The organism is Lysinibacillus telephonicus, from assembly GCF_039654155.1.
In the GTDB taxonomy this organism is placed as follows: Bacteria; Bacillota; Bacilli; order Bacillales_A; family Planococcaceae; genus Ureibacillus; species Ureibacillus telephonicus.
Map to the genome: position 1 here is coordinate 716,598 of NZ_CP155468.1, position 22,705 is coordinate 739,302.

Genomic DNA, 22,705 nt, shown 5'->3' on the forward strand with positions numbered 1-22,705 from the left:
TAACCTATTGACTATTGAAAAGTCAGAAAGTAAAATCAATTCTATCGGTTAGCCGATTTTTCAAAGTGAATAAGTAGGAATTGATTATACATAGTTGGATAGTTTGCCTGAAAAGGAGGATGTATTGTGAAAGATTTATTTATAAAAACAGAGCAGCAGCGTATTTGGCTTGAAAAGTTAGCTAGCCTAGAGGAAACATTTAAAACCAATGCACAAGAAATTGATGAGCAATCATCATTTCCCCATGAACATATTAACGAACTGCGCAAAATCGGATATACAAAATTAACCTTGCCGAAAGAACTTGGTGGAGAAGGGTTTAATTTATATGAGGCAATTGCTCTTCAAGAAACTTTAGGAAGCTACGATGGAAGTACGGGATTGGCAACTGCTTGGACATTACTAACAGTAGGTGAACTATTCGAAAATAAGTATTGGGAGCCTTCGAAATTAACTGACTTTGCTAGTAAAGTCAAACAGGGTGCAATCATTAACCGTGCTGTAAGTGAAGTAGCAACTGGCAGTCCAATCCGTGGCGGCCGTCCAGGTACAACTGCTAAAAAAACTGGCAGCCAATGGATTATCAATGGTCGAAAAAGCTATACTACAGGCTCTCCTGAACTTGATTATTTTTTAACATCGGCTTGGATTGAGGAAGAAGAAAAAATCGGCTTCTTCTTAATTCATAAAGATACAGAAGGATTATCAATTGATGAAACTTGGGATGTCATTGCAATGCGCGGTACGGGCAGCCATGATCTAGTATTAAATAATGTAGCAGTAGATGAATCAGATTTAGTAGAGCTGCCAAATTACAATACTGGATTTAAATTAAATGGCTGGCTGCTGCTTATACCAGCTACATATTTAGGTATTGCACAAGCAGCGAGAGATTACGCGCTTCAATTTGCCAATACGCATTCACCAAACAGTATTAAAGGAACAATTGCAACATTACCTAATGTGCAGGCTCTTCTTGGTGAAATTGAATTGGAACTTGCTACGGCTCGCTTTGCTTTGTATGGTGCAGCACAAAGCTATGTGGAATTAAAACAAAAAGAAACAGAAGGGCATGAGCTTTCTGTGGAAGAGGGTACTTTAATCCTTAATGCGGTAAACACAGCAAAACATGTTGTAACAAATGCAGCAATCACAGTAGCCGATAAGGCGATGAGAGTAGTCGGTGCAAAGAGCTTGCAGCGTACAAACCCGCTGCAACGTTACTATCGCGATGTACGTGCCGGACTTCATAATCCACCGATGGACGATATTACAATTAAAAAATTAGCTGAAACGGCATTAAAAGAAAATGAAAATAAAGGGAGATAATCAACATGAAATTTAACAAACTATTAAAATTTGCAGCAGTAGGTTTAGCATCAATTTCTATATTAGCTGCATGTGGAGGAAATGAAGAAGATACAACTGCTAACAATGCGAATGGTAGCAGCCAAGATTCTGGTGAAGTTAAAAAAGTTAAAGTAGCATATGCAATTGGAACGAAGCCAATTTCATACCAAGATGAAAATGGTGAAGCAGCTGGTTACGATGTGGATGCTATGAGACTAGTTGACGAAAAATTAGAAGATTATGAATTTGAGTTTATTGGTACAACGGATGATGATTTATTAATCGGTGTTGAACAAGGTAAATATGATGTAGGGATTAAAAATGTATGGTACACGGATGAACGTGCAAAAAAATACATTTTCCCAAAAGAATTCCTAGGTTTAAGTAGTACTGGTTTGGCTTTGAAAAAGGAAAATGAAAACATTAAAAATCTATCAGATTTTGCAGCGGCAAACTTAGAATTAGCACCAATTGCAGCTAATAACGCTCAATACACGATTGTTGCAGAATACAACGAAGCAAATCCAGATAATCAAGTAAAACTAGTAGCAGGCGATGAATTTAATGTTGATCAGGTTCAATGGGTGAACGAAGGTCGTGCTGATGGGGCAATTTACCTTGAAGCTCAATACAATGCCCAAATTTTAGACGAAAATGGACCTTACCATAATTTAATAAACGACGTTATTTATAACGAATTTATTGTTATTAAAACTTGGCCATTATTTAACAAAGAACAGCAAGAATTTTCTGATGCTTACGATAAAGCAATGGCGGAAATTAAACAAACTGATGAACTAAATAAATTAATGGAAAAACATTATGGTAGAGATTTATTTGAAGTGTTAGAAACTGTTGAACGATAAGTGAACATGAGGCTGTCGGGTGTAAACCTTGCAGCCTCACTTTTTTAGGAAAGTGGTGAACAAAAGTGGAAAAATACTTTGATATTAGTTATCTGTGGAATGCGATACCTAATTTACTACCGTATTTAAAAATTACATTTTTAGTTGCAGGGCTCGCTGTTCTATTCGGGACATTACTTGGCTTAGCACTGGCCTTTGCGAAAATTGGGAAAAGCAAAGTTTTACGTTCTTTAGCGAACGGATATACAACTGTTATGCGTTGTACACCTTCCATTGTTCTATTATTCCTTGTGTATTACGGAGTACCTTTTCTTGCAGACTCGCTTTTTCATGTTAATTTACAAGACATAAATACAGGAGTTTTTGTTGTTACAACGTTTTCTCTACAATTTTCGGCTATGATGTCTGAAGTCATTCGTTCCGCCATCCAGTCAATCCATAAAGGACAATACGAGGCAGCAGTAAGTGTTGGATTAACACCATTTCAAGCTTATCGACGAATTATTTTCCCACAAGCATTTGTTGTTGCACTGCCAAACTTTGGGAATGGATTAATAGCAATTTTACAAGAGGGTGCTTTAGCATACACAATTGGCTTTATTGATATTGTTGGTAAGGCAAATTTAATTATTGCAAGTAACCTTAATTCACATGCATTAGAAATCTATATTGCCCTTGCAGTTATTTATTGGGTTCTCTCTATAACAATAGAAAAAGTTTTCGAGAAATTAGAAAAGCTATTCAGTAAAGGATCTCGTTCACTAAAAGCATCATAGGAGGTGGATATTATGGAATCAAGTTTAAATATACCTTTTCTAATAGATACATTTTGGGTTGCATTAAGCGGAGTGCCAGTTGCCCTTCTTGTAACAGTGGTTGCAATGGCGATTGCAGTACCAATCGGTTTCTTCCTTGCATTAACTCGCATTAATAAAATTCCTGTTTTAAATCAAATTGCGAAGGTGTACGTTTCTTTTGTCCGTGGAACGCCAATTATTATTCAAATCTTTGTATTATATAGCTTTATACCGATTTTCTTGAACAGTATTTTTACTAAATACAATATTGATTATCCAATTTATGATATCCATCCAATTTGGTATGCGTTTATTATTTTCTCATTCAATACAGCTGCAGTTTTAATTGAAGTTTTCCGTTCTGCATTAGGTACGGTAGATCGCGGTCAATTGGAAGCAGCACATTCTGTTGGGCTTACGACAAAACAAGCTTATGTGAGAATTATTATTCCACAAGCATTAGTCTCCGCGTTGCCAAACTTAACTACAGCTACAGTAAATTTAATTAAAGCAACATCGCTTGGATATGCCATTTCATTGCAAGAAATTACGTTGAAAGCAAAAGTTGAAGCAAATTTAGGTTATAACTACTTAGAAGCATACATTGATATTTTTATCGTTTACTTAATTATTTGTATTGCAGTAGAACAGCTATTTAAGTGGTGGGAAAAACGTTTAAGTCGCTATAAAATGGCTAGCGCTTAAGGAGGCAAAATAAATGTTAGAAATTAAAAATATTCATAAATCGTTCGGTAAAAATGAAATTTTAAAGGGTGTCGACCTGAAGATTGATAAAGGCGATGTAGTCGTTATATTAGGGCCTAGTGGTTCTGGGAAAACGACACTGCTGCGATGCATTAATTTCTTAGAAAGAGCGGACCAGGGGACTGCAAGCTTTGGAGAATTAAATGTTGATTTAAAAACGGCTTCGAAAAAAGACATATTAGCAATCCGTAAGAAAACAGCTTTTGTATTCCAAAACTATAATTTATTTAATAATAAAACAGCCTTGGAAAACGTAGCAGAAGGTCTAATCATAGGTAGAAAAATACCAAAAGCAGAAGCCTATGAAATTTCAAAAAAAGCATTAGATAAAGTAGGCTTGTCTGAGAAATATGACTCATATCCTAGTCAGCTTTCAGGAGGTCAACAGCAGCGTGTAGGCATTGCCCGAGCAGTAGCATTAAACCCTGATATTATCCTTTTTGATGAACCAACATCTGCACTGGATCCAGAGTTGGTAGGAGAAGTGCTTCAGGTTATGAAGGATATTGCAAAGGAAGGTACAACAATGCTAGTTGTCACACATGAGATGGGGTTTGCAAAAGATGTTGCAAACAAGGTCATATTTATGGATGGCGGCAATATTGTAGAAGAAGGAACGCCACATGAAATTTTTGTAACTCCAAAAGAAGAAAGAACCCAACGCTTCTTACGACGTGTATTACCAGGCGAATTTGATTTTGATATTTAATATAAGATTAAATTGAACTGGGATAAAACCTTTAAAAATTAATAAACCGCATGAAATCCAATTTGAAAACCATGATTTCATGCGGTTTTCATTTCAAATGAATAATTTTTAACATATGTCCAGGTTCTCTTATTAGTGTGTGTACTAATTGTTTTCTATAACAATCAATTAAAATAAGATATAATGAGTTAGACCAATTAAATATTCACATAAAGGTTCTTTTCGTCTATATACGGATAAGAATAAAAGGGAAGTCGGTGCAAGTCCGGCGCTGTCCCGCAACTGTAAATGTGAGCGACCCTAATATTTCACTGCTGCAATGGGAAGGAGATCGCAAGAACATAAGCCAGGAGACCTGCCTTTATGTATACCAACTACCCTTACGAGGATAAGGAAGGCTAATTGTATGTATGGTCATACTATATTTAAAATTACCGTCTCTCGTAAAGAGAGACTTTTTATTTTGCATAATTTTTTGGGGGAGCATTTTGCCAATATGATGAAACAAGAAGATGAACAATTAAACGAGGTTATATTGTGAAAAAGAAAACGATTTTTGCATATACTTCCTCTATTTTATTTTTACTATTTAGTATGTGGCTTGGAGTTTCTAATGGTTCAGTAGATGTACCATTATCTGCATTATGGGATAGCTCAACTAATCCAAGTCTCTACAATATATTATGGAGTATTCGAATGCCCCGAGTGTTGTTAGCTGGTTTAGTTGGAGCTTCGCTTGCAATTGCAGGTGCTGCATTTCAAGGATTACTTAAAAATCCTTTGGCTGACCCATATACACTAGGAGTTTCATCGGGAGCATCTGTTGGAGCAGTAGCTACTATCTTTTTTGGCATTTCCATACCAATTATAGGTTCTTTTACATTACCGATTTTCGGGATGCTTGGAGCGCTTTTAACATTAATATTTGTTTTAAGTTTTGCACGCTTAGTAGATCGTTCAATGAAAATGGAAACGCTTATTTTAACTGGTGTTATTTTTAGTTCATTTTTAGGGTCATGTATTTCATTAATGATTGCGCTTACTGGTCAAGAGCTGCGCGAAATTATGGGGTGGCTGCTTGGAAGTGTATCAATGCGCGGGTGGCCCTATGTCACAATGATTGTGCCATTTGTTATAGTAGGCTCAATTATTTTATGGTTAAATCGTCGTGAATTAAACGCAATGATGTACGGTGATGAAAGGGCACAATCACTTGGAGTCAATGTGAAGAGAAGCAAATATGCGATTTTAGCTGGAGGTTCAATGTTAACAGGGGCAGCAGTTGCAGTTTCAGGTACGATTGGCTTCGTTGGGTTAGTTGTTCCTCATATGACAAGGATACTTTGGGGAGCAGACCATCGTCATTTATTAACATTGTCATTTTTAAACGGAGCAAGCCTGTTAATTATTTGTGATTTAATTTCAAGAACAATACTTGCACCAGCAGAACTGCCTATTGGGGTAATTACTGCTTTTATTGGTGCCCCAGTATTTTCATATATTTTTTATAAACAAAGAAGAAGCAGGGGGTGAATTGTATGCTAAAGGCAAACAACATTTCTGGAGGCTATGATACTACCCCAATATTAAAAAATATCTCTTTTTCAGTAAGTAAAGGGAAGTTTCTAGGTATTCTTGGACCGAATGGCTGTGGAAAATCCACGCTGTTAAAAATCATTAGCGGCCTTTTAAAGCCGACCTCTGGAAACGTATTAATAGATGAGGTTGATATTAATAAATATACCTCCCGTCAATTAGCACAAAAAATGACCGTGCTGCCTCAGCTCCATACAGCGGCTTTTTCAAGCACAGTTCGAGAAACAGTAAGCATTGGCCGTTATCCTCATCAATCTGGTTTTTTTTCTAGTTGGTCAAATGAGGATGAACATTCGGTCATGAAGGCGATGGAGCAGACAGCTGTTAAAAAATTCGAGCATACCTTTATAGAGTACTTATCTGGAGGGGAGAAGCAACGTGTTTTTATAGCACAAGCACTTGCGCAAAGTTCAGATTTACTGTTACTCGATGAACCGACAAACCATTTAGACATTGCACATCAGAAGCAAATTTTAGATATGATTCGGAAAGAAGTAACGGATAATGGTTTAACAGTTGTTTCAGTATTTCACGATATTAATTTAGCATCACTTTATTGTGATGAACTACTGTTAATGGAAAAAGGAACTGTAAGAGCATTCGGTGAGCCTCATGAAGTTTTAATTGAACATCAAATTAAAGATGTTTATGAAGCACGAATATCATTACAAGCTCATCCTGAACAGCCAAAACCACAAATGACTATCTTGCCAGATGTGAAAAAGGAGGCAAGTGAAAAGAAGGTTTTAAGAGATCATATCAAAATAAAAGAGGAATATGTTGAATTAAAATTGAATTTTCCTTTAAGGGTGTTGTCATCTGCTGTTCATAACGCTGGTTTAGGATGGTATTCAAACTTTATTAACCGTACCGTTAAAGCAGATTATAATATTGATAAGGTGAAGGAAGAATTTTTACAATATTTACTTGATGAAGGGTTTTCTCCAACGAATACGGTCGGAATGATGACAGCCGTAGATACAAAGAATGCAGTAATTAAACAATACAATGCTTCTTTCGGGGATGTTTTTGTAATTGTAACTGCAGGAATTGGCAACGCTATTGATGTTTCGCAGGCATATAAACATGAAGATTCTTTGCATATCGGAACAATAAATACATGGGTTGTGATTAATGGGAAATTGTCTGATGAAGCATTCGTGCAAGCGATGATGACTGCGACTGAAGCAAAAACGAAAGCTTTGCAGCAGGAAAAAGTGTATGATTTTAGATCAAATTCAATTGCGACAAGTACACCGACAGATAGTTTGTTAGTTGCAGCAACTCAACAAGGGCCGCTAATGCAATATGGCGGACCAATTACAGACGTTGGCAAGGTAATTGGAAGAGGTGTTTTTGAGGCAACTAAAGAGGCAATTCAAATATATCGAAAAGGGGATTAGGATATGAAGCTTTATACAAAAACAGGGGATACTGGGAAAACGAGTTTAATGGGTGGCCGCGTAAGGAAGGATCATTTACGTGTTGAGGCATATGGTACGATAGATGAATTAAACTCTTTTATAGGTAAAGCAGTCAGTGAATTAGATTCAACAGTTTTTCAAGATATTCTAGCGGATTTAGAAACAATCCAGCATGAACTGTTTGATTGCGGCGGCGATTTAGCAAACGTTATGAAAGAGAGAAAGTATAAATTGCAGGAGGCTTCAATTGAAGTTCTTGAAAAACGCATAGATGTATTATCAGATGAAGCACCGCCATTAAAAAGATTTATTTTGCCGGGAGGGACGCCGGCAGCAGCAACCCTCCATATTGCACGTACTGTAACGCGTCGAGCAGAACGTCAAGTGGTTACGTTAATGAATGACATAGAAGATGTCCCTGCAATTGTACAAAAATATTTAAATCGTTTATCTGACTATTTCTTCGCGGCAGCACGTGTAGTAAACTTCCGAATGAACGTTAAAGACATCGAGTATATTCGCAGTGGAGATGTATTTAAGTAATAGAACTGGGCGATTTGCCTACTTTCACTTGAATACTTATACGTGAATAAATATAGATATTTATACTAAACAATCCTAATGAGTATTCAATAGGATTGTTTTTCTTTTTAAATTACCTTTTTTCCAATCGAATGTGCAATTAACAATACTGGAACCATCAACAAAACAAATGGAAGGCATATAAAAATAAAGTTCCATGTAATAATTTCATTCGTTAATAGTGTTCGGAACAAAATGATGCTATATGGAATGAGAAGTATTAACGACGTAAATGCACCGGGAGTATACGCTCTAAGAAATATAGATTGGCCAATATGAATAAATGAATGAAGGAAAAAGGTTAATGTAACTACTACAAAAAAGGCAATATTTCCAAAAGGTCCTCCATTTATATATTGATTTGCCATCATCGTTGAACTGCTGACAAATAAAAAAATGACAAGCACTGCTACAGAGAATTGCGCAGTTGACATTGAAAGCTGATCTATAATTGCGTTTGCCATTTTTCTTGGCAGTTTTTTATTAATAAGCTTTGAATTTTTCTGAAGCCATTTTTCAGCTAGAATGATTTCCTCAAAATCATGAAATATAAAGATAATAATGAAAATCCAAATAATTGTTTGTATATCGAACCAATCATTCATCGCGACACTCCTCAATTAATAAATCTTTCTTTCTTACATTATAATGAATGATTGTAAAAAGGAGGTAAAATAAAAATAGAAATTTTGAGTTACCTCCTGTTTTTTATTAACGGCGTCTAGGCAATTGTTTTTTATTTCAATCTCGTAACATACTTGGCTTTCTTAAATAAGAGAGTCTGTATTCATGGTATAATTTTCCTGATTAATGAAGGGATTTTATTTGTCAGTTAAAACTAAATCAAAAGTAGAATATTCGAACACTTAGAGAGCGATTCTTTCGTTATCGACTTTGTAAATACTTACATATTCTTATAGATATATGGTTTTCACTCGATAAACTGATTATAAAACCATCTAAGGAGTTCTCACTATGCCACCGTTAATTTCAACCCTATTATTTTACAGCACCACCCTCTATTTCATTTTTTTATTTTTATTTGTGTTTTTTAGAGTTATTGTTTTTAATTTTGCTTTAAAAGATATTAAACGCCCGTTAAGTATCGGATACGATATATCCCTATTAATCTTTACATCCGTTTGGTTATTGAGTTTACACATGAAGGATATGATGTATTACGGTTACGACTCCCCTGCATTATTTATAGCTGCATCGGCTTATGTATTTTCGATTTTCGACTTTATATACAATTTTATTCTCTACAAAAAAAGCAAATCCACGAGTCCATAACGCGTGGATTTTTTACTCTTATCGAGAGTCGGGTGGTTTTATTAATTGGATAAAGCACTATGCAAGTATCAATACATAATCCAACATAACTTCTTTTAATAGAGAAAACGTGAATAATCGACAAAGTAATGAGTGATTATTAGAAATTTTCGAATAATACGTTGACTGAATGCTCATTCATATTTACAATAAAGACATGGTACAGAGGGAAGATAATTTACCGATGAAACTAGTATCATATTTAGTAGTATAGAAGAATAACTAATAGAAACAGCATTCATAGGGGATATGGTTAGAGGGGGAGAGAAGATGAATCCGTTATTAATTGCAAACTGGGTATTCTTTTTAGCTGTTGTGTTATATGGGGTAGGATTGTTTGTTTATATTTTGAAAACACGGTATGCATTTATAAAGCTTGGGAAGAAAGAAGAATTTAATGAGAATGTAAAAGAAAGACTTGAGAAAATATGGATTAATGTATTTGGACAATCCAAATTATTGAAAGATAAAAAAAGTGGACTAATTCACGTTCTGTTTTTCTATGGATTTATTCTCGTACAATTTGGTGCCATTGATTTTATTTGGAAAGGGTTGGCACCAGGCTCGCATTTGCCTTTAGGACAACTCTATCAAGTATTTACTTTATTTGAAGAAATCGTGGCAGTTGTTATTATAGTAGCAGTTGTTTGGGCATTTTATCGCCGTTATATCGAGAAGCTTGTTCGTTTAAAGCGCGGCTGGAAAAATGGGCTAGTGCTAATTTTTATCGGTGGATTAATGGTGTCTACATTAGTTGGAAACGGCATGAGTATTATTTGGCATGAACATAGCTTTTTAGGCAGTGAACCAATTGCATCAACTATTGCAGCAATTTTTGGATTCTTGCCACCAGAAGCAGCTGCAGGGGTATTTTATGTAATGTGGTGGATTCACTTACTTATTTTATTAACATTCCTAGTATACGTTCCACAATCGAAACACTTCCACTTAATTGCTGGACCTGTAAACGTTTACTTTAACAGGCTGGATCGTGCGGGTACTCTTCGCCCGATTAATTTTGAAGCAATGGAAGAAATGGAAGATGAAGAAGAAATGCCGTCATTCGGTGTTGGAAAAATTACTGATTTTACACAAAAACAATTAATTGATTTATACGCTTGTGTAGAATGTGGTCGTTGTACAAATATGTGTCCGGCAACAGGTACGGGAAAAATGCTTTCACCAATGGATTTAATCGTAAAATTGCGTGACCATTTAACATTCACAGGGGCTGTTACAACAAAGCAAAAGCCTTGGGTGCCAGCATTTGCATTTAATAATACAAAAGGCAATCAATTAGCTATGGCAGCAGGTGCTGAAGGTGCTGTTATTGATGATATTTACAGTCCATCCTTGATTGGAGATGTCATTACAGAAGAAGAAATTTGGGCATGTACTACATGTCGCAACTGTGAAGACCAATGTCCTGTAATGAACGAGCATGTTGATAAAATTATTGATCTTCGTCGTTATTTAACAATGACAGAAGGAAAAATTAATTCAGATGCTCAACGCGCAATGAATAACATTGAAAGACAAGGAAATCCTTGGGGTCTTAACCGTAAAGAAAAAGAAAACTGGCGTGATCTTGATCCAACAATAAAGATTCCGACAGTGAAAGAAGCAAAAAAATCTGGCGAAGGTTTTGAATATTTATTCTGGGTTGGCTCAATGGGGGCATTTGACAGCCGTTCACAAAAAATTGCCTTATCCTTTGCACGTCTTTTGAACGAAGCAGGCGTTACATTTGCAATTCTAGGAAACAAGGAGAAAAACTCCGGTGATACGCCGCGTCGTTTAGGGAATGAATTTTTATTCCAAGAGCTAGCAACAGCAAATATAGAGGAATTTGAGAAAAACGAAGTGAAGAAAATCGTAACAATCGATCCTCACGCATACAATATTTTTAAAAATGAATATAAAGATTTTGGCTGGGAGGGTGAAGTTTACCACCATACTGAGTTGTTATACGATTTGGTTGATCAAGGACGTTTAACTTTAAATCACCGTGTTGAAGAAACAATTGTATTCCATGACTCTTGTTATTTAGGCCGATACAACGATGTTTACGATGCTCCACGTGAGATTTTAAAATCTATCCCAGGTGTTAACCTAGTAGAAATGGAACGAAATCGTGAAACTGCAATGTGCTGTGGAGCTGGCGGTGGTTTAATGTGGATGGAAGAGCATGTAGGAAATCGCATTAATGTAGCTCGTACAGAACAAGCTCTTGCAACGAATGCTTCAGTTATCTCTTCGGGATGTCCATACTGTTTAACAATGCTTTCTGACGGTACGAAAGCAAAAGAAGTAGAGGAAACAGTAGGAACATTCGATATAGCTGAACTTCTAGAACGATCTGTATTTGGGGATATGAAAATAGAAGAAGAGGAAGAGTATGCGATAGCAAGTACTCAACCAACAGAAATTGCAGCAACAGAAGAATCTTGATTGAACGATGGGATTTTTCGTTTATTCAACAATAAAATTAAATAATTAGAAAAATACAAATTGCGAAAAAAAAGAAAATTTCGTACAATTATATTGTAAAAAGAAAAAAATGGGAGCTCTAAAAGACTCCCATTTTTATTTAAGCAAGAAGTTGAGCGAGCGTTCAGTCAATTTGATTGTTCAAGCTGTACTTGAACAATCAAATTTGCGACGAGCAGCGAAGCAAGCAAGTTAGTATCAAGAAATAAGTACAGTTAAAGAAACATGATTTTCCTAATAAAACAAAGGGGTGGGAGAAGTGTTGAAAACAGTTATTTTAGACGGAGCAAGAACACCATTTGGTAAATTTGGAGGTGCATTATCAACATTATCTGCAAGTGAACTTGGAGGAAATGCGATAAAAGCAGCTTTGCAAAAAGCAAATATTGCACCGGAACAAGTAAATGAAGTGATTATGGGTACTGTACTTCAAGCAGGGCAAGGGCAAATCCCTTCTCGTCAGGCAGCGGCAAAAGCTGGAATACCTTATTCTGCAAAAACAGAAACAATCAACAAAGTATGTGCTTCAGGTATGAGAAGTGTAACTCTAGCTGACCAGCTTATTCGTTTAGGGGAAGAAGAAGTTATTGTTGCTGGCGGTATGGAATCAATGTCTAATGCTCCTTACTATTTACCAAAAGGACGTTGGGGCCTTCGAATGGGGGACGCGCAGCTTGTTGATGGAATGATTTTTGACGGACTTTCTTGCGCATTCCATCCAAACAATGTACACATGGGGACTTATGGAAATGAAACAGCAAATACGTTTGAGCTTTCCCGTGAAAAGCAGGATGAATGGGCAGTAAGAAGCCATCAATTAGCTATTAAAGCGATGGAGGAAGGGAAATTTGCTGAAGAAATCGCAGCAATTGAAATTCGTGGTCGCAAAGGAGACATTACAACTGTAGCAGAAGACGAAGCGCCTCGAAAAGGCACATCAATGGAAGCGCTGTCAAAGTTAAAGCCAGCCTTTGATAAAGATGGCACGATTACTGCTGGTAATGCGCCGGGTGTAAATGATGGAGCATGTGCACTTGTATTAATGAGTGACGAAAGAGCAAAAAACGAAGGGCGTACACCTCTTGCATATGTACTAGGGCATGCAGAGGTTGGGGTAGAACCGAAAGATTTTCCTCAAACACCTGGACTCGTTATAAACGAATTGCTAAAGAAAACTGGTAAAACAGTTGAAGACATTGACTTGATTGAAATTAACGAGGCATTTGCCGCTGTAGCTCTAGTAAGCAACCAAATTGCTGGACTAGATTCAGAGAAAGTAAATGTCAATGGTGGTGCAGTAGCACTAGGTCATCCAATCGGTGCATCAGGTGCGAGAATTATTTTAACACTTGCGTATGAATTAAGACGCCGAGGCGGTGGAATTGGTATTGCGGCTATTTGTTCAGGTGGTGGCCAAGGCGATGCGATTATGATTGAAGTACCAAAACAATAAATCTGTTGACAAAAGCATTCGTACTACGTTATTTGCCTCACCTATCTGCGAATTTCGGCAACTATTCGCGTTTCGTTTGGCTTGTATGAAAAGCGTTTTAAGACAGTATGGCTAGTTGCTTCTAAATGTTGATTATATATAGGAGGATCGTGAAATGACAATTCAAAAAGTAATGGTTGTAGGGGCTGGCCAGATGGGATCTGGAATTGCTCAAGTATGTGCACAAGCAGGATTTGACGTAAAGCTGAATGATATAAAACAAGAGTTTATAGAACGAGGCATAGGAGTCATTACGAAAAATCTTATGCGCGACGTCGAAAAAGGACGTAAAACAGAGGGAGAAAAAGAAGCAATTCTAAATCGCATTTCTACATCACTAGACCTGAAAGATGCTTTCGACGTCGATATCATAATCGAAGCTGCAACAGAAAATATGGATATTAAGCAATCAATATTTAGAGAACTTGATGCAATAGCACCTAAAAATGCAATTTTAGCAACAAATACCTCTTCATTGCCGATTACAGAAATCGCTGCGGTGACGGAAAGGCCTGAACAGGTTATCGGTATGCATTTTATGAATCCAGTTCCAGTTATGAAACTAGTAGAAATTATTAGAGGTTTAGCAACCGCAGATGAGGTGTACCAAGCAGTAGAAGAAATGACAGTAAAATTGTCCAAAACACCTGTTGAAGTAAATGATTTTCCTGGATTTATCTCAAACCGCATTTTATTGCCAATGATCAATGAAGCAATATATGCACTATATGAGGGGGTTGCAACAAAAGAAGCAATTGATGAAGTGATGAAGCTAGGAATGAATCATCCAATGGGACCCTTAACTTTGGCAGACTTTATCGGCTTAGACACTTGTCTATATATTATGGAAATTCTTCATGAAGGATTGGGAGATAGCAAATATCGTCCATGTCCTTTACTTCGAAAGTATGTTGCAGCAGGCTGGCTAGGAAGAAAAACAGGGCGAGGTTTCTATGTATACGAATAATAAGGAGTGACATCTATGAATCTCAACTTTACAGAAGAGCAAACGATGCTCCGGGAAATGGTGCGTCAATTTGCACAAAGTGAAATCGCCCCATTTGTTGAAAAAATGGAAGAGGGGGAATTTCCGAAAGAGATCCTTGCTAAAATGGGAGAACTTGGGCTGATGGGGATGACTGTTCCAGAAAGCTTAGGTGGTGCAGGGATGGACTTTACTTCCTATATTTTAGCAATCAATGAAATTTCGAAAGTAAGTGCTGTTGTAGGAGTCATTTTATCTGTTCACACCTCTGTCGGAACGAATCCGATACTTTATTTTGGAAGTGATGAGCAGAAGAAAAAATATATTCCAAACCTCGCGAGTGGAAAATATTTGGGGGCGTTTTGTTTAACGGAGCCAGAAGCCGGTTCTGATGCGGGCGCATTAAAAACCAGAGCGGTAAAAAGCGATGATTACTATGTCCTTAACGGTTCAAAAGTGTTTATAACGAATGGTGGGGAAGCAGATGTTTTTATCGTATTTGCATCGACAAATCCTCAAAAAGGATCTAGGGGTATTTCCGCTTTCATAGTCGAGAAGGGCAGTCCCGGACTCATTATCGGAAAAAACGAACATAAGATGGGACTACATGGTTCAAGTACAGTACAGCTTACATTTGACAATATGAAAGTACCTGCATCCAATCTTTTAGGAAAAGAAAATGAAGGGTTTAAAATTGCGATGGCAAACTTGAACGCAGGGAGAATTGGGATTGCAGCACAGGCACTTGGAATTGCCGAGGCCGCAACGGAAGCTTCAATTGAATATGCAAGTGAACGAATTCAATTTGGCAAACCAATTGCAGTAAACCAAGGGGTAGGTTTTAAGCTAGCGGATATGGCAACCAAGGTGGAAGCTGCAAAGCTATTAGTGTACCGCGCTGCCCATCTGCATTCTCTCGGTCTCCAATGCGGAAAAGAGGCTTCAATGGCGAAATTATTTGCTTCAAAAACTGCTGTTCAAGTAGCAACAGAAGCAATACAAATTTACGGTGGGTATGGATATACAAAGGATTATTCAGTCGAACGCTATTTCCGTGATGCAAAAGTTACAGAAATATATGAAGGAACAAGTGAGATCCAACGCATCGTAATAAGCAAACAAATTTGATTATCTGAAAAATAAGAATTGCACTTAACATAAATGGAGGGGTAGAAATGAACTTTCAATTATCAGAGGAACATGAGCAATTAAGGGAAATGGTTCGAGATTTTGCATTAAATGAGGTAGCACCATCTGCAGCTGAGCGCGATGAAAATGAACACTTTGATCGTGCTATATGGAATAAGATGGCTGAGCTTGGATTGACCGGAATACCTTGGTCTGAAGAATATGGCGGAGCAGGCTTTGACTATTTAGCTTATTGTATTGCTGTCGAGGAGCTTTCACGTGTCTGTGCTTCAACAGGTGTAACTTTATCAGCCCATACTTCTTTAGCAGGATGGCCACTTTTCAAATATGGGAATGAAGAGCAAAAACAAAAATATTTGCGGCCAATGGCAGAGGGGAAAACAATTGGTGCTTATTGTTTAACAGAAGCGGGCTCGGGCAGTGATGCGGGCGGCATGAAAACAACAGCAAAATTAGAAGGTGATGAATACGTTCTAAATGGCTCTAAAATCTTCATTACGAACGGTGGGGTAGCAGATACTTACATCGTGTTCGCCGTAACAGATCCTGAATCAAAGCATAAAGGAACAAGCGCCTTTATTGTTGAATCAAGTTTCCCCGGTTTTGGAGTAGGGAAAAAGGAGAAGAAAATGGGTATTCGTTCATCTCCAACAACAGAAATTATTTTTGATAATTGTCGAGTACCAAAAGAAAACTTACTAGGCAACGAAGGTGAAGGATTCATTATTGCGATGAAAACGTTAGATGGTGGGCGAAATGGCATTGCTGCACAAGCAGTCGGAATTGCACAGGGTGCGTTAGATGCTGCTACTGAATATGCAAAACAACGTATTCAATTCGGCAAACCAATTGTGGCAAACCAAGGCGTTTCATTCAAATTAGCGGATATGGCGACAGCTGTTGAAGCATCAAGACTACTAACCTATCAAGCTGCTTGGCTAGAAACAAATAATCTTCCGTACGGTAAAGCGTCTGCGATGGCAAAATTAATGGCTGGAGATACAGCAATGTCTGTCACAACCGATGCAGTACAAATTTTTGGCGGCTATGGCTATACAAAAGAGTACCCAGTTGAGCGTTTTATGCGAGATGCAAAAATTACACAAATCTATGAAGGTACACAAGAGATTCAACGTCTTGTAATCTCAAGAATGCTAACAAAATAATCTATGAACAATAACAATGAGAAAATTTTAGTACAGTCATCCGTAAAAGATGAAAGCTTAATAGAAATTCGTAGGAAGCAAATTGTAAATGGCGCTTTAAAATTGTTTAAAGAAAAAGGCTTTCATCGCGCAACAACAAGGGAAATCGCCAAAGCTGCCGGATTTAGCATTGGAACACTATATGAATATATCCGTACGAAAGAGGACGTACTGTTTTTAGTTTGTGACAATATCTATGACCAAGTGATGAAACGTTTATCTCGAATTTCAACGAGTTCAGGAACGATAGAAGAATTAAAAGAGGCAATCAGACAATATTTTTTATTGATTGATAGTATGGTAGATGAATTTACTATCATGTATCAAGAAACAAAATCATTGGGCAAAGAAGCACAACAATACGTACTAAAAAAAGAACTAGAGATGACTGCACTCTTTGAAAAAATATTAAAAACACTTGTGCATGCAGGCACGATTAATATGAGTAATCAGGAAATATATTTAGCTGCAAATCATATCGTTGTTCAAGGACAAAGCTGGGCGTTTAGAAAATGGGCACTTAATAAACGTTTTACAATTCAAGACTTTACAATTGCTCAAACGAAAATGTGCTTGTCAGGAATTATACATTATGGTGAGTAATGGGGATGACACCGCTAAAAGCATACGTTTGACGATGCATTTTAGCGGTGTTTGTTTACGTTTAAACATAAGCATTCGTTGTAAACCACTTTTAGGCAACATTAATTGAACGAATGCAATATGGAAATGAAAGGGGTATTTAATATGGTGCAAGCTGATTTTGTAGAAAAAAACGAAAAACCTGGAGTATATCGTCCAAAACACCCTGTTCGTTTTGTGACTGCGTCTAGTTTATTCGATGGACACGACGTATCCGTTAATATTATGCGTCGCATTTTACAAGCAAGTGGTGCTGAAGTCATTCATTTAGGACATAATCGATCTGTTGAAGAAGTGGTTAACGCCGCTATACAAGAAGATGCACAGGCAATTGCCGTTTCTTCTTATCAAGGTGGACATTTGGAATATTTCAAATATATGTATGACTTACTACGTGAAAAAGGTGCACCACATATTAAAATCTATGGGGGCGGCGGGGGAGTTATTTTACCACGTGAAATAAAAGAGCTTCACGATTACGGCATTGCAGGAATTTTTTCCCCAGAAGACGGGATGCAATTAGGGCTGCAAGGAATGATTAATAAGCAGATAGAAGGGGCAGATTTCTCTACTTTAAAAGGAAATTACTTGGATTTATTAGATAAGCTTTCAACAGATACACCAGAAATATTAGCAAATCTAATAACAGCTGCTGAAATAGGTGAAGATGCAGAAATCACAGAATTTTTGGCAGAAGCCCGTAAAAGAACAAAACATACACCTGTATTAGGGATTACTGGTACTGGTGGGGCTGGTAAATCATCTTTAACAGATGAATTAATTCGACGTTTCTTACGTGAATTCCCGGAGAAAAAGGTTGCAATTATTTCAGTTGATCCAACAAAACAAAAAACAGGTGGAGCCCTACTAGGGGACCGTATTCGAATGAATGCCATTTTTGATAAACGGGTATATATGAGAAGCCTGGCAACTAGGGGTTCTAGAACAGAACTGACTGCTTCCATTGGAGACGTTCTTGATGTTGTAAAAGCGACGGGCTTTGATCTTATTATTGTAGAAACAAGTGGAATCGGCCAAGGGGATGCGGAAATTACAAAATATACAGATTTATCAATGTATGTTATGACAAGTGAATTTGGTGCACCGACACAACTTGAAAAAATAGATATGATTGACTATGCAGATTTAATTGTAATTAATAAATTCGAAAGAAAAGGTTCAGAGGATGCACTTCGTCAAGTTCAAAAACAATATCAGCGTTCCCATGAATTATGGTCAGAAAGCTTGGATAGAATGCCAGTATATGGTACAATTGCTAGTCAATTTAATGATAAAGGAACAAACTCTTTATTTGCAGCACTTGTTGAAAAGATTAATGGAAAATTCGGCTACGATTGGAAAACATCTTATGAGCAATTCGTAAAAACTCAAAAACAAGATGTCATTATCCCAAATGATCGACGTTATTATTTGCGAGAAATTGTAGAAACGGTTCGAAACTATCATAAAAAAGCAGCACATCAAGTTGAACTGGCGTCTAAACTGTATCAACTTGAAGGGGCAATTAAGCAAGTATTAGAAAGCTCACCTAATGATGTACTAATACAATCGCTTCAATCTTTGGCAGATAGCGTAAAAAATGAATTATCTCAAGAGTCAAAACGTATACTGGATAATTGGGAAAAATTAAAAGAAGCGTATTCTGGAGATGAATTTATTACGAAAGTTCGAGATAAAGAAATACGTACGATTTTAAAAACAACTTCGTTATCTGGTACAAAAATTCCTAAAGTCGTTTTACCGAAATTTAAAGATTACGGTGAAATATTGCGATGGGTATATGCTGAAAACATCCCTGGGGAGTTTCCATATACAGCAGGAGTATTTCCTTTTAAACGGCAAGGGGAGGATCCAAAACGCCAATTTGCAGGGGAAGGTACACCAGAGCGTACAAATAAACGTTTTCACTATTTATCAAAAGATGATGATGCAAAACGTTTATCTACAGCATTTGATTCAGTTACACTCTATGGTGAAGATCCGGATTACCGTCCAGATATTTACGGTAAGGTTGGCGTGTCTGGTGTAAGCGTTTGTACACTTGATGATATGAAGAAGCTGTATGACGGCTTTGATTTATGTGCTCCTTCAACATCTGTTTCAATGACGATTAACGGTCCTGCACCAATTATTTTAGCTATGTTTATGAACACGGCGATTGATCAGCAAGTAAAAAAACGGGAAGAAGAACTTGGGCGTACTTTAACTGTTGAGGAATTTACAGAAGTGCGTGAAAAAACATTGCAAGTAGTTCGAGGTACAGTCCAAGCAGATATATTAAAAGAAGATCAAGGTCAAAATACTTGTATTTTCTCCACTGAGTTTGCGCTAAGAATGATGGGCGATATTCAAGAATACTTTATCAACCACAAAGTACGCAATTATTATTCTGTATCCATTTCCGGCTACCATATTGCAGAAGCAGGGGCAAATCCGATTTCTCAGTTAGCCTTTACTCTTGCTAATGGTTTTACGTATGTTGAATATTATTTAAGCCGGGGCATGAAGATTGATGATTTCGCACCAAATCTGTCATTCTTCTTCTCAAATGGATTGGATCCTGAATATACAGTAATCGGAAGAGTTGCGCGAAGAATTTGGGCAATTGTAATGCGTGACAAATATGGGGCTAATGAACGTTCTCAAAAATTGAAATACCATATCCAAACTTCAGGGCGTTCCCTACACGCACAAGAAATCGACTTTAATGACATCCGTACAACGCTTCAAGCATTGATGGCATTGCAAGATAATTGTAATTCACTTCATACAAATGCATATGATGAGGCGATTACAACACCAACAGAAGAGTCAGTTCGCCGTGCAATGGCTATCCAATTAATTATTACGAAAGAACACGGTCTATCAAAAAATGAGAATCCGCTGCAAGGTTCATTTATCGTTGAGGAGCTGACAGATTTGGTTGAGCAGGCCGTTCTTGAAGAATTTGAACGTATAAATGACCGTGGCGGTGTGTTAGGTGCAATGGAGACGCAATACCAGCGCGGCAAAATCCAAGAAGAGTCAATGTATTATGAGCAGCTTAAACATTCTGGAGAACTTCCGATAATTGGAGTAAATACTTATTTAAATCCGAATCCACCTTCTGCTGAAGAAATCGATAGCATGGAAGTAGCACGTTCTTCAAAAGAAGAAAAAGAATTGCAAATTAAAAACCTGCAGGACTTCCATAAACGACATGAAGCAGAGTGTGAAGCATCGTTAAAAAAATTAAAAGAAGTTGCACTAACTGGTGGAAATATTTTCGAGCAATTAATGGAGACTGTGAAAGTAGCCAGCCTAGGTCAAATTACGAAAGCAATGTATGAAGTCGGAGGACAATATAGAAGAAATATGTAGATACACTAATAAGGCGCTTGCTTATGCAACAAGCAAGCGCTCAATTATTGCATAAATTAATTTCATACTACACGAAATGTTATTATTTTAATTGATTTTCAACTGCTTGAACTACAAAAATTTCTAATAAATGTTGCTGCTTAAAAATAAGTTAAACTCTCCAACGTAATAATTAGTACTATTTTTGGAAATTTAGCTATAATAAAAATACAGAAAGGAAGGATTTGCAAGTGATTAAACAATACGCGCACTATATCATCATACTCGCATGCCTTGTTGCTACTTTCTTTTTGTATAATAAGCAGTTAGGGTCAATCCCACTCCTTATATTATCTTGTTTTTTATTTTACTTGGGCTTAAAAGAGATATATAACATAAAAAACAGTAAATGAAACTAGCATAGTCTATAGTACTTTGTATATAATGGATATTATGCTTAAGATATAATTATCTTTGTTCAAAAAATCATCCACATAGTTTAGATTTTATTGATGAATAAAGATAATGCCTCCAACGAATCACGAGAATTCGCTAATGGAGAGTCTCGTGAAAACACGAGTCCGAAATCTGGACGCAATTTCTAATAAAGAAGAAATTGAATGAAACGTATTTAAAGAAAGGACGTGCACGAGTTGAATATTCGTGAAATGACACAAGAACAATTAGCAGAGGAATCGTTAATTGACTTAGCCTATGCAATTTTAGAAGAAAGAAAATCACCTATTGCATTCCACGACTTACTAAAAGAAATCCAAAATCTAAACGGTTTATCGGATGAAGAAATTCAAAGCAGACTTGTTCAGTTTTATACTGATATGAATATTGAAGGTCGTTTCCTTCTAAACCACGAAAATACTTGGGGTCTTCGTGAATGGTACAAAATCGAAACAATCGAAGAAGAAACTGCACCAACAGTTAAAGCTCGTAAACGTAAAAAAGCTGTTCTTGAAGACGATGAGGAAGAATTAATTGTTGATGAAGAAGATTTAGTATTTGAAGAAGACTTTGATGAATTCGTTGAGGACGATTTGGAAGATGATGATTTAGATGACGAAGACGACTTGGACTTCGTTGAAGAAGAAATTGACAGCATTGATGAAGTAGATGTAGATGTTGATGCAGACATTGACGATGAATTAATTGAAGAAGAAGATGGATTTATTATTGATGATGAGGAGGAAGAGGACGATCTTTTAGACGAAGAAGATGAAGATTAATTTTTAATTAGTTTTTCTTAATTTTCGTAAAGGGCTTGACTTCTTTTATCGTTCAATATAATCTTTTACTTGGGCTCCGTTAAAAATGGAGAATGACCGTGATTGATAAATTCACGCTCCCCCTGCAACGTACTGCAGGTGGAGCGTTTTTTTATTTTTTCCGGCTATTTCAATGAGTTAATGTCTTAGCAAAAAAGGTGTTGAAAGTGTGATAAGCACGGTAAGCAACCATTTAAGGAGACAATTAATTTCTAGTTTTTTAAAGAGGATTCATTAAGGAGATCCTCCAATGTATAGGTTTGAAAAGCTCGTGGAATGTTGCAGGTAAGAAAAGGGCAAGGCATTTTAGAAGTGAGATGACAAACAATGCCAAATGGTAATGCTATTGTAAATCACCTTGTGTGGCTTTAAGCGCGGATTGACATTAATGTTTCTTCCTTTGGAAAAGGCGACACTAATACATTCTGTAAATCGGAAGGTACAAAAAGAAAGCATCTTTCGATTTTTCCCTTTCATCGAGGAATACAAATCACTTCAAGAGGTTAGTATGCTTGCAATAGAAATAAATCATATGTCTTATACTTTTCTACTCAGTAAAACAATATTTAAAAAAGATAAGCTTTATTTTTGCTTTAGCAATTGGAATAAAGGGAATAAATGTTGTAGACAGCTAAAACGAGTTATTAAATTTATTTATTTTATCTTTACGCATGCACTATTTTT

The 22,705-nt window shown here is 36.8% G+C and carries 17 protein-coding genes and 1 riboswitch; of the genes, 16 read left to right on the forward strand and 1 reads right to left on the reverse strand.

The annotated features are described in order from the left end of the window. Window positions 1-126: 126 nt before the first annotated feature. The 8 genes from MKY04_RS03490 (at window position 127) to MKY04_RS03525 (ending at window position 8,050) form a co-directional block, all read left to right on the forward strand. Complete coding sequence (locus MKY04_RS03490) at window positions 127-1,329, forward strand: acyl-CoA dehydrogenase family protein (protein WP_185807643.1); 1,203 nt, start codon at window positions 127-129, stop codon at window positions 1,327-1,329. Between the two features lie 5 nt (window positions 1,330-1,334). Further along, window positions 1,335-2,216, forward strand: coding sequence for a transporter substrate-binding domain-containing protein (locus tag MKY04_RS03495; RefSeq protein ID WP_126293262.1), 882 nt, complete (start codon window positions 1,335-1,337; stop codon window positions 2,214-2,216). 65 nt (window positions 2,217-2,281) lie between these two features. Continuing rightward, entirely contained in the window at window positions 2,282-2,992 is a 711-nt protein-coding gene (locus MKY04_RS03500; RefSeq protein WP_126293264.1) for an amino acid ABC transporter permease, read from the forward strand. Window positions 2,993-3,004: 12 nt separating this feature from the next. Then, complete coding sequence (locus MKY04_RS03505; RefSeq protein WP_126293266.1) at window positions 3,005-3,718, forward strand: amino acid ABC transporter permease; 714 nt, start codon at window positions 3,005-3,007, stop codon at window positions 3,716-3,718. Between the two features lie 13 nt (window positions 3,719-3,731). Then, on the forward strand, window positions 3,732-4,487 hold the full coding sequence (locus tag MKY04_RS03510) for an amino acid ABC transporter ATP-binding protein (RefSeq protein WP_126293268.1): 756 nt from the start codon (window positions 3,732-3,734) through the stop codon (window positions 4,485-4,487). 196 nt (window positions 4,488-4,683) lie between these two features. Further along, a riboswitch (cobalamin riboswitch) is annotated at window positions 4,684-4,864 on the forward strand. A 217-nt stretch (window positions 4,865-5,081) separates the two neighbouring features. Continuing rightward, window positions 5,082-6,020: a FecCD family ABC transporter permease gene (locus MKY04_RS03515; protein ID WP_126293283.1), complete on the forward strand. Its 939-nt coding sequence runs from the start codon at window positions 5,082-5,084 to the stop codon at window positions 6,018-6,020. Between the two features lie 5 nt (window positions 6,021-6,025). Next, the gene (locus MKY04_RS03520; RefSeq protein WP_126293270.1) at window positions 6,026-7,486 is read left to right on the forward strand and encodes an adenosylcobinamide amidohydrolase; all 1,461 of its coding nucleotides are present in this window, start codon (window positions 6,026-6,028) and stop codon (window positions 7,484-7,486) included. Window positions 7,487-7,489: 3 nt separating this feature from the next. After that, window positions 7,490-8,050: a cob(I)yrinic acid a,c-diamide adenosyltransferase gene (locus tag MKY04_RS03525; protein WP_126293272.1), complete on the forward strand. Its 561-nt coding sequence runs from the start codon at window positions 7,490-7,492 to the stop codon at window positions 8,048-8,050. Window positions 8,051-8,157: 107 nt separating this feature from the next. Here the strand turns inward: MKY04_RS03525 and MKY04_RS03530 are convergent, their stop codons facing one another. Then, window positions 8,158-8,694 (reverse strand): HXXEE domain-containing protein, encoded by a 537-nt coding sequence (locus MKY04_RS03530; RefSeq protein ID WP_346235313.1) that lies wholly within the window; start codon window positions 8,692-8,694, stop codon window positions 8,158-8,160. 997 nt (window positions 8,695-9,691) lie between these two features. On the opposite strand from MKY04_RS03530, the gene MKY04_RS03535 reads away from it, so the two are divergent. From MKY04_RS03535 to rpoE, 8 genes are all read left to right on the forward strand, one after another. Beyond that, window positions 9,692-11,872 (forward strand): (Fe-S)-binding protein, encoded by a 2,181-nt coding sequence (locus tag MKY04_RS03535; RefSeq protein WP_126294871.1) that lies wholly within the window; start codon window positions 9,692-9,694, stop codon window positions 11,870-11,872. A gap of 298 nt (window positions 11,873-12,170) precedes the next feature. Beyond that, the gene (locus tag MKY04_RS03540; protein WP_346235314.1) at window positions 12,171-13,364 is read left to right on the forward strand and encodes an acetyl-CoA C-acetyltransferase; all 1,194 of its coding nucleotides are present in this window, start codon (window positions 12,171-12,173) and stop codon (window positions 13,362-13,364) included. Window positions 13,365-13,518: 154 nt separating this feature from the next. After that, complete coding sequence (locus tag MKY04_RS03545; protein WP_346235315.1) at window positions 13,519-14,370, forward strand: 3-hydroxybutyryl-CoA dehydrogenase; 852 nt, start codon at window positions 13,519-13,521, stop codon at window positions 14,368-14,370. A gap of 15 nt (window positions 14,371-14,385) precedes the next feature. Next, a complete protein-coding gene (locus MKY04_RS03550; RefSeq protein ID WP_346235316.1) occupies window positions 14,386-15,516 on the forward strand; it encodes an acyl-CoA dehydrogenase in 1,131 nt (376 codons plus the stop codon). 47 nt (window positions 15,517-15,563) lie between these two features. Beyond that, a complete protein-coding gene (locus MKY04_RS03555) occupies window positions 15,564-16,703 on the forward strand; it encodes an acyl-CoA dehydrogenase (protein WP_346235317.1) in 1,140 nt (379 codons plus the stop codon). 3 nt (window positions 16,704-16,706) lie between these two features. Beyond that, on the forward strand, window positions 16,707-17,345 hold the full coding sequence (locus MKY04_RS03560) for a TetR/AcrR family transcriptional regulator (protein ID WP_126294866.1): 639 nt from the start codon (window positions 16,707-16,709) through the stop codon (window positions 17,343-17,345). A gap of 144 nt (window positions 17,346-17,489) precedes the next feature. Then, entirely contained in the window at window positions 17,490-20,765 is a 3,276-nt protein-coding gene (icmF, locus tag MKY04_RS03565; RefSeq protein WP_126294865.1) for a fused isobutyryl-CoA mutase/GTPase IcmF, read from the forward strand. A 632-nt stretch (window positions 20,766-21,397) separates the two neighbouring features. Beyond that, a complete protein-coding gene (gene rpoE, locus MKY04_RS03570) occupies window positions 21,398-21,982 on the forward strand; it encodes a DNA-directed RNA polymerase subunit delta (protein WP_185807748.1) in 585 nt (194 codons plus the stop codon). Window positions 21,983-22,705: the final 723 nt, after the last annotated feature.